The sequence below is a fragment of the Thermaerobacter litoralis genome (assembly GCF_054654595.1).
This window is the reverse complement of sequence record NZ_BAAIES010000005.1, coordinates 75,349-87,263: the sequence shown is the minus strand read 5'-3', so window position 1 is coordinate 87,263 and position 11,915 is coordinate 75,349. Positions and strand designations below refer to the sequence as shown.

11 protein-coding genes are annotated in these 11,915 nt (G+C 72.9%); 10 read left to right on the top strand and 1 reads right to left on the bottom strand.

Annotation, left to right across the window (positions count from 1 at the left end; all coding sequences use genetic code 11):
- The first annotated feature begins 8 nt into the window (after positions 1 to 8).
- The 3 genes from ACYQ02_RS03855 (at position 9) to ACYQ02_RS03845 (ending at position 3,769) form a co-directional block, all read left to right on the top strand.
- Entirely contained in the window at positions 9 to 1,385 is a 1,377-nt protein-coding gene (locus ACYQ02_RS03855; protein WP_460039119.1) for a TadA family conjugal transfer-associated ATPase, read from the top strand.
- A 52-nt stretch (positions 1,386 to 1,437) separates the two neighbouring features.
- Complete coding sequence (locus ACYQ02_RS03850; RefSeq protein ID WP_460039118.1) at positions 1,438 to 2,673, top strand: type II secretion system F family protein; 1,236 nt, start codon at positions 1,438 to 1,440, stop codon at positions 2,671 to 2,673.
- 115 nt (positions 2,674 to 2,788) lie between these two features.
- Positions 2,789 to 3,769: a type II secretion system F family protein gene (locus ACYQ02_RS03845; RefSeq protein WP_460039117.1), complete on the top strand. Its 981-nt coding sequence runs from the start codon at positions 2,789 to 2,791 to the stop codon at positions 3,767 to 3,769.
- Between the two features lie 19 nt (positions 3,770 to 3,788).
- On the opposite strand, the gene ACYQ02_RS03840 is transcribed toward ACYQ02_RS03845, so the two are convergent.
- Positions 3,789 to 5,381, bottom strand: coding sequence for an S-layer homology domain-containing protein (locus ACYQ02_RS03840; RefSeq protein WP_460039116.1), 1,593 nt, complete (start codon positions 5,379 to 5,381; stop codon positions 3,789 to 3,791).
- 302 nt (positions 5,382 to 5,683) lie between these two features.
- Between ACYQ02_RS03840 and cpaB the strand changes: the two genes are divergently transcribed.
- From cpaB to ACYQ02_RS03805, 7 genes are all read left to right on the top strand, one after another.
- Positions 5,684 to 6,619, top strand: a complete 936-nt coding sequence (gene cpaB, locus ACYQ02_RS03835; RefSeq protein ID WP_460039115.1) for a Flp pilus assembly protein CpaB — start codon at positions 5,684 to 5,686, stop codon at positions 6,617 to 6,619.
- Positions 6,616 to 8,148, top strand: a complete 1,533-nt coding sequence (locus ACYQ02_RS03830) for a CpaE/TadZ family protein (RefSeq protein ID WP_460039114.1) — start codon at positions 6,616 to 6,618, stop codon at positions 8,146 to 8,148. The genes cpaB and ACYQ02_RS03830 overlap by 4 nt, the downstream gene beginning before the upstream one ends.
- On the top strand, positions 8,138 to 9,379 hold the full coding sequence (locus ACYQ02_RS03825) for a TadA family conjugal transfer-associated ATPase (RefSeq protein ID WP_460039113.1): 1,242 nt from the start codon (positions 8,138 to 8,140) through the stop codon (positions 9,377 to 9,379). The genes ACYQ02_RS03830 and ACYQ02_RS03825 overlap by 11 nt, the downstream gene beginning before the upstream one ends.
- The gene (locus tag ACYQ02_RS03820) at positions 9,363 to 10,157 is read left to right on the top strand and encodes a type II secretion system F family protein (protein ID WP_460039112.1); all 795 of its coding nucleotides are present in this window, start codon (positions 9,363 to 9,365) and stop codon (positions 10,155 to 10,157) included. The genes ACYQ02_RS03825 and ACYQ02_RS03820 overlap by 17 nt, the downstream gene beginning before the upstream one ends.
- A gap of 4 nt (positions 10,158 to 10,161) precedes the next feature.
- The gene (locus tag ACYQ02_RS03815) at positions 10,162 to 11,058 is read left to right on the top strand and encodes a type II secretion system F family protein (protein WP_460039111.1); all 897 of its coding nucleotides are present in this window, start codon (positions 10,162 to 10,164) and stop codon (positions 11,056 to 11,058) included.
- Between the two features lie 136 nt (positions 11,059 to 11,194).
- Positions 11,195 to 11,422, top strand: a complete 228-nt coding sequence (locus ACYQ02_RS03810) for a Flp family type IVb pilin (protein WP_460039110.1) — start codon at positions 11,195 to 11,197, stop codon at positions 11,420 to 11,422.
- A complete protein-coding gene (locus ACYQ02_RS03805; protein WP_460039210.1) occupies positions 11,419 to 11,838 on the top strand; it encodes a TadE/TadG family type IV pilus assembly protein in 420 nt (139 codons plus the stop codon). Before ACYQ02_RS03810 ends, ACYQ02_RS03805 begins: the two co-directional genes overlap by 4 nt.
- Positions 11,839 to 11,915 lie beyond the last annotated feature (77 nt).

Here is an 11,915-nt window from a genome sequence, read left to right as displayed (position 1 = left end):
GAGTGGCCATGGGTTCGAGCCTCTATCAGCGGTTGAAGGACAAGCCCTTTGAACCGGTGACGGAACCCGAGCCCGAACGGAGCGGGCGGGGCCGGGACCCGGGACGGGGGGACGGGGTGCCGGCCGACGACCCCCACCGGGCCCTGAAGAACCGGATCCAGCTGCGGCTGATCGACGAGATCGACGGGCGGGCGCTGGTTCGTCCGGAAGGACCCAGCGAGGAGCAGCGGGCCGCCATCCGGGCCAAGATCTTGGAGTACCTGGTCGAGGAGGAATCGGTCTCCCCCCTGGAGCGGGAGAGTCTGGCCGAGACCCTGCTGGCCGAGATCCTGGGCTACGGGCCCTTGGAGCCCCTACTGAAGGACCCGGAGATCAGCGAGATCATGGTCAACGCCCGCGACCAGGTCTACGTGGAGCGGCGGGGCCGCCTGGAGCGGGTGCCGGTCCAGTTCGAGGACGACCGGCAGATCCTTCATCTCATCGAAAAGATCGTCGCCCCCCTGGGCCGGCGGATCGACGAGGCCAGCCCCATGGTGGACGCCCGGCTGCCCGACGGGTCCCGGGTGAACGCCATCATCCCGCCCCTGGCCCTGCGCGGGCCGTGCCTGACCATCCGGAAGTTCAGCCGCGACCCCCTGCAGATCGACGACCTGATCCGCCTGGGCACCTTGAGCCCGAAGATGGCGGTGTTCCTCGAGGCGGCGGTCCGGGGCCGGCTCAACATCATGGTCTCGGGAGGAACCGGCTCGGGCAAGACGACCACCCTCAACGTGCTATCGTCCTTCATCCCGCCCGACGAGCGGATCGTGACCATCGAGGACGCGGCGGAGTTACAGCTCCGCCAGGAGCACGTGGTGTCGCTGGAGACGCGGCCGCCCAACATCGAGGGGCGGGGCGAGGTGACGATCCGGCAGCTGGTGCGCAACAGCTTGCGCATGCGGCCGGACCGCATTGTGGTCGGCGAGGTGCGTTCGGGCGAGGCGCTGGACATGCTCCAGGCGATGAACACCGGTCACGACGGCAGCCTGACCACGGCCCACGCCAACAGTCCCCGGGACCTGCTGTCGCGCCTGGAGACGATGGTGCTGATGGCCGGGATCGACCTCCCGGTGCGGGCGATCCGGGAGCAGATCGCCTCGGCCCTGGACCTGATCGTGCACCAGAGCCGGTTCAAGGACGGGACGCGCAAGATCACCCACATCACCGAGGTCCAGGGCATGGAGGGGGACGTCATCGTCCTGCAGGACCTGTTCCGCTTCCAGGCCTACGGCGTCGACGCCAGCGGCAAGGTGATGGGCGAGTTCGTCGCCACGGGGATCCGGCCGCGGTGCCAGGAGCGGCTGGAGGCGGCCGGCATCGTGCTGCCGCCCGGCCTCTTCGACTGACCGGGACCGTCGGAGGTCGCCGGGCGGGGCCGGGCCGAGGGAGGGAGGATGCATGGCCGGATGGGGGCAATGGCTGGTGGAGGTCCTGGCCTCCCTGTGGGCGACCCTGCGGGGATGGGCGGAGGCCGCCTGGGAGGCCGTCGTGCGGCTGGTTCATCACGGGGCCGAGGGCCTCGGGGCCGGTTCGGGGGCGGCGGCCGGGACCGGGGCCACGGCCGTAGTGGGGGGCCTTGGGGGAGCTGCCGGCGATGGGCCTGCGGCGGTGGGCACGCTGGTTTCGCTGGGATGGCCCGGCTGGCTGCTTCTTCTTGCGGTGTTCGCCGCATCGACCTATTTGATCTGGGGCCTGGTGCGGGCATGGGAGGGCTGGCAGGGCGCCCGGGTCGCCCGGCGGCTTGAGGCGGTTCACCGGCACTCCCGCCAGCGCGGCCTGCGGCTCGCCCCGATGCTGGCCATGGAGGAGGCTGCGCCCGCCGCCCGCGACGCCCGGACCTGGCGGCAGGAGCTGGTCGAGCGGGCCGAGGCCCACCTGAAAGGCACCCGCTGGCTGGACGGCGTGCAACGCAAGTTGAACCGGGCCCGCCTGCGCTGGCGCGCCGTCGAGTTCCTGGCCCTCCAAGGTGCGGCCGGCATGGGCGGCGGCCTCGTGGGGCTCGTCCTCACCGGCCAATGGCTCCTGGCCCTCGCCGCCAGCGTGCTGGGCCTGCTCCTGCCCGATCTCTACGTGGCGCGGCGGTACCAGCAGCGGCTGCGGGCCTTCGACGGGCAATTGCCCGATGCCCTCACCCTGATGGCCAATGCCCTCAAGTCGGGGTACTCCTTCCTTCAGGCGGCCGACGTGGTGGCCCGGGAGATGCCGGCGCCCATCGCCGACGAGTTCGCCTGGCTGGTCAAGGAGACGCGGGTCAACATCCCCCTGGAAGATGCCCTGGCCAACCTCTTGGACCGGGTCCCCAGCCCCGATCTGGACCTGGTGGTGACGGCGGTCCTGATCCAAAAGCAGGTGGGGGGCAACCTGGCCGGGGTCCTGGAACGGACGGCCGAGACGATCCGCGAGCGGGTCCGGCTGCAGGGTCAGATTCGCACCCTGACCGCCCAGGGCCGCCTCTCCGGTTGGATTGTCGGCGCCCTGCCCGTGGCCCTGCTCGTCCTGCTGAGCGCCATGAACCCGGCCTACCTGCAGCCCCTCCTGACGACCCCCGTGGGCTGGGTGCTGCTGGGTGCCGGGGTCGTCATGGAGGCGGCCGGCGTCCTGGTGATCCGGGCGCTGATCCGCGTCGACGTGTGAAGGTCCCGGTTGGGCCCGCGGGGGCCGGGGGGCCGGCGGCCGGTCGGCAGTCGGACCGTTCAGCCGTCGCCGCGGGATCGGCCCCGGGAGCCGGGTGGCAAGGAGGCGATGCACCGTGGCAGGGGGTTTGGGGGCTTGGTTGGGTGCGGGCACCTGGGTTGAGCCCGTCTTGCTCTGGCTCGTGTTCATGACGGTGGCCCTGGCCACCCTGGCCGTCATGGCCCCGTCGGAAGCGGAACACATCGCCCGTAAGCGGTTACGGGACATCGGCCTGCGGGGAGGCGGCGCCGCTTCCGCCGACCAGGCGGTGACGGAGGAACTGGCCCAACCCTTTGGCCAGCGGGTCCTGCGCCCTGCCTGGCAAGGACTGGTGGCGGCGGCAGAGCGCTGGACACCGCGGGGCGTCGCCTCCCGCTGGGAACGGCTGCTGGCGGCCGCTGGCCGGCCCATGGGGCTCGGCCCCTTCGCCTGCTTGAAGGCGCTCGGGGCTGGGTTGGGCGGCGCCCTGGGGTTGCTGGGCGGCGGCTGGCTGCCCTGGGCGGGCCCGGCCGGCCTGGCCGTCACCCTGCTGTTGCCGTTGCTGGCCGGAGGGGCGGGTTGGGTGATCCCCGACGTGGCCTTACGGGACCGGGCCACCCGGCGCCGGCGACAACTGGCCCGAGCGTTACCCGATGTCATGGACCTGCTCAGCGTGGCCGTCGAAGCCGGGCTCGGCCTCGACGGGGCCGTCCAGAAGGTGACGGAGAAGTTCCCGGCCCCGGTGAGCACCGAGTTCCGGCAGTACCTCAAGGAGCTGCGCCTCGGCGTGGGCCGCGAGGAGGCCCTGCGGTCGCTGGCCGACCGGGTCGAGCTCCCGGAGCTGCGCAGCTTTGCTGCCGCGGTGATCCAGGCGGACCGGCTCGGCGTGAGCCTGGCCCGGGTCTTGCGGGTCCAGGCCGAGCAGCTCCGGTTCCAGCGCAAGCAGCGGGCGGAGGAACAGGCGATGAAAACGCCCATCAAGATGCTCCTCCCCCTGGTGCTGTTCATCTTTCCGACCCTGTTCATCGTCCTGCTGGGTCCGGCGCTGATCCAGATCCTGGCGGCGTTTAGCCGTTGAGGGCGTTTAGCCGTTGAGCTCAGCGGCTGAGATAGAAGACCGGCTGGATCTCCCCGGCCGCGATCGCAAGGCGGATGCGAGCGGCCACCCGCCGGACCCCCTGCCAGCCTTCCAAGCCAAGCTCCAGAACGCTTCCCGGCGGTGCTTCGGCCGGGACGGACCAGCGCACCTCCCACCGCCCGGGTCCGACGGGGTGCAGGGGGATCGCCTTTCCCTGGGGCGGCACCAGTTGGACCCGGTCGATCCGGCTCGAGGTGCTGGCCCGCACGGTGACCGTCGATCCCGCCGCTGCCGGGTTGGGCAGTGCCTCCCCTTCGATCCACAAGGCGGGGAGGACCTGGATGGCCAGGGTTTGTTCCCGGCGGGCGGTGGGAAAGTCCGCGGCCACCACCAGGGCGTAGGTCCCGGGCGGCAGCCCGTCCGGCACGTTCCAGGTCGTTCGCCACGACCCGCTCCCCTCGGCCTGTAGCGGACGAGGTCCCCCCACGGGTGGCTGGAGCGTCACCCGTTCGGCCGGCCCCTCCGTCTGGGCGGTGACGGTGACCTGCGCGCCGGGTTCCACCACCACCGGCGAGACCGCGGCCAGAAGGCGGTGGTAGACCAGCACGACCGGTTCGATGGCGGAGACGAAGCGGCTGCCTTGCCGGGTGACCAACTGGCCGCGGAGCAGGTACAGGCCCGCCGGCAGGGGCCGGCCCTGGTCGTCGCTGCCATCCCACGTCCACCGGGCTGGCAGGCGCGTGCCCGACCACCGGTTGACGGGATTGCCCTGGGCATCCAGCACGTCGACCTGCCAGGACGACTGGTTGCGGTTCAGCAGGGCTTGGGCCAGCAGTTCCGTGGTCTCCTCCTGCCCGTCACCGTCCGGGGAGAAGGATGGCGGCTCCGCCCCGACCCGGATCAGGGCGGACTTGTAGATGAGGGTGGCTCCCTCCGCCCGGGTGAGGGACCGGTCGGGCCGGAGGTAGCCATCACCGTAGCCGACCACGATGGCCAGGTCGATGGCGGCGGCCATGGCCCGCCGCAGCTCGGGCCGAATCCTGGCGGCATCGGCGTAGCGACCCAGCAGGGCCGCCACTCGCTGCTCGGGCAGGCTGCGGGCGTACCAGTCCAGCTCCAGGGCATGGATGAGCATGGCCACCGCCTCGTCCCGCCGGATGACGTCCGCCGGGCGGAAGCGGCCGCGTTCGTCCGCGAAGAGGCCCGCCCGCGCCCCCGCCTGGATCCAGGGATAGGCGGCCACGTCGCCTCCCGCCCGGTAATCGGGGGGCACGTCGGTGAAGGCGGGCGGCCCTGTGGGGTCGGGCGGGAGGCCCATCACCTTGACCAGCAAGACGGCGAATTGGGCCCGTTCCATGAAGGCGTTGGGCAGGTAGTACCACTGGGGCCGGCCCAGGGCGTCGGCCCGGGGATAGCCGTCGGTCACCCCTTCTTCCCACAGGACCCTCACCTCGTCTTCCGCCCAGTGGCCCTTGAGATCCACGTACCACGGGTCGGCGGCCTGGGCCGGCAGGCTCAGCGCCACGAGCACCAGCAGGGCGGGCGGGACAAGCCCCAGGCGCCGCCGGCGGCGGCTGGCATTGCCCCCGACGCCCGCCTCGGGCCCCGGCACGCCAGGATGGTGCCCTGCAACCCCCGCTACCCCATGGGCACGGGCGGCCGTACCGGAAGGGCCGCCCGCCTTTGCCGGGGCGGGAACCCCCCGGCGCCCTGGGCCGATCTCGCCCATCTGGATTGGCTGGATCCCCGCGGCCGGCCGGATGGGGCACCGGCCGCTCCGTCCCCTGCGCACCATCCCACCCCCCGCTGCAAGGATACCACGGCAACCCTGAGATGGAAATACTTGACTCATGATGCGGGGGAGTGGTAGTCTCTGGAGTGACGGAACCACTATGTGGCAAAGGAGGTGGGGACTTGCGCCGGATCTCGTGGCGTGCCGCGGCCAGCCTGGGCGTGGCGCTGCTGTCTGGGGCCACCGCCTACCTCATCTATCTCGACGCCACGGCCTCCCTGCCCGTGGTCGTGGCCGCCCGGGCGCTGCAGGCGCCCGTCAAGATCGAAGCCGACATGGTGTCTGTCGTCCCCCTGCCGGCCGCCGCCGTTCATCCCGGGGCGGTGGCCGATCCCGCCAAGGTGGTCGGGCGGGTGTTGCGCCGGGACGTGGAGGCGGGTGAGCCACTGCTGGAAGCTGACCTAGCCCCGGGGAGGGACGCGGGCCTGTCCCTCTATCTGGAAGGGCGCCAGCAGGCCTTCTTCATCCCGACCCGCCTCGAGCAAGGGCTGGGAGGCGCCGTCGAGCCCGGTGACCGGGTCGACGTGATCTTTGTCGGCGGCGAGGGGCCGGGAGCCGTCGCCCGGACGTTGTTGGAGAACCTGCCCGTGCTGCAGGTCCGCGATGAGGAAGGCCGTCGCTGGGAAGAGGGGCGCCCCCTGGGGGTGCTGGTCGGGGTGACCCCCGACGAAGCCGAGCGGCTGGCTTACGCCTTGACCTTCGGCCGGGTCTTCCTGTCGTTGGCTCCGGCAGCGGGACCCGCGGGCGGCGGTACAGGGGTCACGTGGGACAACTTGTTCCTCTTGCCCCAGGGCGGTGGGGGCACAGGCTCCGCCGGTGACGCCGCCACCGGCACGACCGCCGGCCCGGCGGCCGCGGTCGACGGGCCGGGGCCTGCGTCGGGCGTGGCGGCTGCCGGTCAAGGGGCGAGCGACCGCTCGGATCTGGCCCCACCGGCACCGGCGGGCGACCAGGACGCTTCAACCCTTCCCTTCGGTGCGCCCGCCACGGCGGCCCCCGATCCGGGGGTCCCTCTGGTCGATCCTCAATGGCTTGGACAGGGGGAGGACGTACCGTGACGCGGAACGGCACCGTCTGGTGGTACGGCATCGGGCTTCGGCCAGGGGAGATCGAGCGGCTGGCCCGCCATCCGGGGTGGGAGCCTGCCGGCCTGGCTCGGACGGTCGACGCCGTCCCCGACCCACGCGAGCCCGTGGACGTGTGGCTCGTCCAGGCGCCGGACCTGGCGGAGGCCCTGCGCTGTGGCCGGCTGGTGCGGAACCGGGACCAGGAGGGGGTATTGTGGCTGCTGGCCCCTGCGGGGGCCGCCACCGACGTGTGGGAGGCGGCGGCCACCGCGCTTTTGGGCGGTGCACCGGCCGTCCGGGTGGTCACCTCTCTGGACCAGGTTCTGGACGAACCCGGCCCCAAGAGCGAACGGGCGGGCGGGGAGGACGGCCCGATGCGCCCCGAGGCCCCGGCATCGCCGGGAGACGCGGCAAAACGAGTCGCCGGCTTCAAGCGGCCGCCTTTGGATGGGCCGCCCCAGGTGGTGGAACCGGACGGCCCGGCGCAGGCCGCAGGGGGGCACGCCGGCACGGCGCCGCCGCCACCTCCGGGGAACCCGCAGGCCGGTGCCGGACCCGGGGCAGCCCCTCCCGCGGACCGCCCGAGCCTTCCGGCCCGGGTGTCCCCGTCCGGCGGCCCTTCCTCGCCCGCCGGGTCCGGCCCCCTGGCATCCTCCGACGCCGCCCCGTCGCCGGGTACGGGCGCGCGGCTGCTGGTGGTCACGGGCGTCAAGGGGGGAACGGGTCGCACCTGGCTGGCCTGTGAACTGGCGGTCGCGGCAGCGATCCGGGGGTTGCGCACCGGGCTGGTCGATGCCCACTGGACCGCCGCCGACGTGGGGGTCGTCCTTGACCTGGGTCCCGGCCCCACGATCCTCGATCTGCAACCCCTGCTGGACGGGCCGGAGGAGGCCTGGGCCGAGCAGTGGCTGGTGCACCTGCGGTCGGGACTGCGGGTTCTGGCCGCGCCACCGCGGCCGGATCTGGCGGAACTGGTGGCGCCCGATGCGCTGCAGCGGGTGCTGGAACGGGCCCTTCTCCTCTTTGACGTGGTCGTGGTCGATGGGCCTGCCGAGCCGGCGCGTCCGGTTCTGCCCACCCTGCCCCACCCCAGACGATGGGATCTTGTGGTGACGACACCGGACGGACCCGCCCTGCGCCGCACCCGCCTCTGGCTCGAACAGCTTGCCGCCGACGGCGGGATGGAGGCCGGCTCGCGGGTGGTGGTCAACCGGTGGTCGGGTCCGGAACCCGCCCGGCAGGAGATCCAGCGGTACTTGGGGGTGCCAGTGGCTGCGTGGATCCCGGACGACGCAGGGGCGGTCGCCCAGGCGGCGGCCAGCGGCCTTCCCCTGGTCCTGGCCCAGCCGGGCCACCCCGCTGTCCAGGCAGTCGGTGGGCTGCTGGCCGCGGCCCTGGGCCAGCCGGCCGAGGGACCCCGGGGAGGTCCGCTGAGCCGGCTCTGGCGGCGCTGGCGTTCTGGCGCCGGTGGGGTCCGGCCGGCGAGCCCGGTGGAGGGGGTGACGTTCCGTGCCGGTTGAGCCCCAGAAGATGGCCACCGGCGAAGACCCCCGCTTCCTCCAGCTGGTCGAGGCGGTGCGCGAGCGGCTCTTGCGAGAGCGGCCCCAGCTGCTGCGCGAGCCACCCGGCGCGGAACTGCGCCGGCGGCTCGAGGCCTTCGTCACCCAAGTGCTGGCCCGTCCCGGGGGCCTACCGGCGCCCCTCATCACCCCCGCCCTGGTGCGGGCCATCGCGGCCGAGATGGTCGGACTCGGCCCCATCGACGTCCTGCTCGACGACGACAGCGTCACCGAGATCATGGTGAACGGCCCCTACCGGGTCTTCGTCGAGCGCGCCGGGCGGATCGAACCGTTCCCGGGCCGGTTCCGCGACGACGACCACCTGCTGGAGACGATCAACCGCATCGTGGCCCCCCTGGGCCGGCGGGTGGATCCCGCCCATCCCTTCGTCGACGCCCGCCTGCCCTCGGGGGACCGGGTCCACGCCATCGTGCCGCCCCTGGCTGTGGACGGCCCGGTGCTGACCATCCGGCGTTTCCGCCGCCAGCGGCCGACCCTCGAAGACCTGGTGCGGCTTGGCACCCTGAGCCCGGCGGCGGCCCGGTTCCTGGCCGAAGCCGTCCGCTCGCGGAGGAACCTGCTCATCGCCGGGGCCACCAGCTCGGGCAAGACGACGACGCTGATCGCCTTGCTGCGGGCGGCGACCCACCCCCTCGAACGGGTCGTCGTCCTGGAGGAGGCGGCGGAAATCGACCTGGGACCCGATCGGCATGTGGTCCGCCTGGAAGCCCGACCGCCCGGGTTGGACGGGCAGGGCGCCGTACCCCTGCGGGTCTTGCTGCGCAACGCCCTGCGGATGCGGCCGGACCGCCTGGTGGTCGGGGAGGTTCGGGGGGAGGAGGCTGCCGACCTGATGCAAGCCCTCAACACCGGCCATCTGGGCTCGGTGTCGACGATCCATGCCAACAGCAGCCTGGATGCCCTGCGGCGGCTGGAGCAACTGGTGCTGATGGCCGGCGAGCACTGGCCGGTGGATCTGGTGCGGGAGCAGATCCGCCGGGCGATCCACCTGGTGGTGCACCAGGTGCGCCTGCCCGGTGGGCGGCGGGTGGTGGCGGAGATCTGCCGGGTGCTGCCCGATGGGCGCCTCGAACCCGTTGCCCTTCCCCCGCCGGGAGGGTTGCGACGGCTCGAACCCCTCGCCCCACCGCGAGGGAAGGAGGAGGCGGCCGGCGATGACGGCGACGGGTAGCGCCCTGGCCTGCGCGGTTTCGGCAGCCCTGGCGGGGTGGCTGGTGACCGTGGCCTGGCCCGAGCTAGGGCAGGCCGTTGGCCGCCGCAGGCGCGCCTCGGCCGACGATCCCGGCGGCGCGAAGGGCGTCACGGGCAGCTCGCGACGGGGACGGCGGCCCATTCCCATGTTGGCCTTGGCCGGCTTCGGGCCCGGGCCCAGGCGGCGACAGCGGGCGGGCCGCGACGGGGCGGCGGAAGCGCTCGAGGGGCTCCTGGTCACGGTCATCGCCCACCTCCAGGCCGGGCGGCCGTTGCGGCAGGCCTGGATCGAAGCGGCGCGGGAGACGACCTCACCGGCCCTTGAGCCGGCGAAGGGCGCCTTCCTGGCGGCGATGGGGGCGGGTTTGTCGCTGGAGGAAGCCCTCGCCCTGTGGCATCGGGCCACGGGCCTTCGCGCCCTGCGGCGCTGCCAGGCTGTGGCCGCCGCCCACCGGCGGACGGGCGGCGACGTGACCGGTCCCATGTTGGCCATCATCCATCGCTTGCGGGAGCAGCGCTTGGGATGGGCCGATCTCGCGGCCCGCACGGCGGAGGCACGGCTCTCCGCCCGTCTGCTGGCAGTCCTGCCGGCGGCGGTGACGGGTTACGCCCTGCTCATGGATCCCGCCTTTCTCACGCCGCTTTGGGACGATCCGTTGGGACGTTGGGGCCTAGGGTACGGCGTCGTTTCCTGGTTCAGCGGTTTGTACCTGCTTGGCCGCCTCACCGGCCGGTTGGCCGCTGCAGGAGAGGGGTGACGGGATGACGGGTTACGTGTTGGGCGGCTTCGCCGCCCTGGCCGGTGGAGCGGGCTTTTGGTGGGCCGCCGAGCGCTGGGGAAGGGCGCTGGGCTGGTGGCGCCGGACCGGCGGCCTCGGGCTCCGCCCCGGCCTGGCCCGGGCGCCCGGCCACCTGAGCGCCCTGGTGGAACGCTGGCCGTGGCCGGCCCGGCCGCCGGCCGACACCGACCTGATCCTCCTTCTGCGGCGCGCCGGCTGGCATCGTTGGGCGCCCGAGGACCTGATGGGCTGGGCATGCCGTGCCCTGGGGCTGGCGTCCTGGACCGGCGCCGCGGCCGGTGCCCTCGCCACCTTCGTCGCTACGGCTGTCGGGAGCCCCACGCCGGGCCTGCTGCTGCTGCCGGTGGTGGGGTATCTGGGCGGTCGCCGGATCTTCCTCACGGCCCTGGCCGCCGCGGGGCGCCAGCGCGCCAACCAGGTCCGCCGGGGAATGCCCGGCTGGCTTGAGGACATCGCCCTGGCTGCCCGCGGCGGTCTCAGCCTGCGGCAGGCCGTGGAGGTCGCCAACGACGTGGGGGAGGGCCCCTTGATTGAGGACGCCCGCGATGCCTTCGCCCGGATCCGGGCGGGCCAGCCGCTCCGGTTGCCGCTGCTGGAACTTGCCCAGCTCTACCCCGAACCGGAGGTCACCGTTGCCTTGCGCACCCTGGTCGAAGCCGAGGCCCGGGGATTGCCCCTTGCTCAAACCCTGGACGAACAGGTGCGCCTGATGCGGGCCCTGGCGGCCCGGGAGTGGCAACGCCAGGCCGATAGCCTGCCGTTCTGGCTCACGGTGATCACCATGGGCCTGTTGCTGCCGCCGGTCCTGGTCGTGGTGCTGCTGCCCAACGTGATCCAGTTCCTGCGCCTCTATCACTGAAACCGGAAAGGGGGTGGGATGGATCCAGCCCGCGTGGGCTCCTCCAGCGTGGGATCGGTGGCCCCGCGCCCGGAGGTGCGGGCTGGCGACGGCGCCACCGGTGGCGTGAAAACCCTGTTCAGGGAGGCGGGATGCAGTGATATGGACGGCGATGCGCATGACAGCGGCGACGGCCGGTCGCTGGCGGTGGTGGCGCAAGCTGACGGCCGCCTGGGGCGACGAGACCGGGGCGGCCTCGGCCGAATATGCCCTGTTGCTCGCTCTGGTCGTCATCGTCCTCATCACGGCCCTGACCGATCTGGGCAGCGCGATCCAGGGGAGGCTGGAGGAGATCACCAGTGCCCTGAGCGAGGCCGGCGGCTGACGGCCCACCGCCGGGGCGGGGACCAGGGGGCCGCGGCGGCCGAGTTCGTCCTGGTGGTCGGGTTGTTGGCGACGTTGATCTTCGGCCTCTTTGACCTGACGGTGATCCTCAACCGGCAGATCGTCCTGGTGCAGGCGGCCCGGGAAGGGGTGCGCCGGGCCATCGTCGAGGGCGGCGATACACCGGAGGTTCGCCAGGTGATCGCGCGGCAGCTCGAAGCCGGTGGCATCGCTCCGCAGGCCGTGACGGTTGCCATCGAACCGCGGCGCCCTGCCTATGGGAGCCCGCTGTCGGTCGAACTGCGCTTCACGGCGCGGCCGGTGACGCCCGTCTTATCCAGGCTGGTGCCCGGCGGCATCCCGCTGCGCATCCGCATGGACGGTCGCAACGAGCGGATCCGGCCGCCCGGCACGTGACCGGGGCCCGTCCCAGCGATGGCGGTCGTGCCGGCCTTGCCCCGCCAAGGATCACAGGCTGGTCGTGCGTCCCGGCC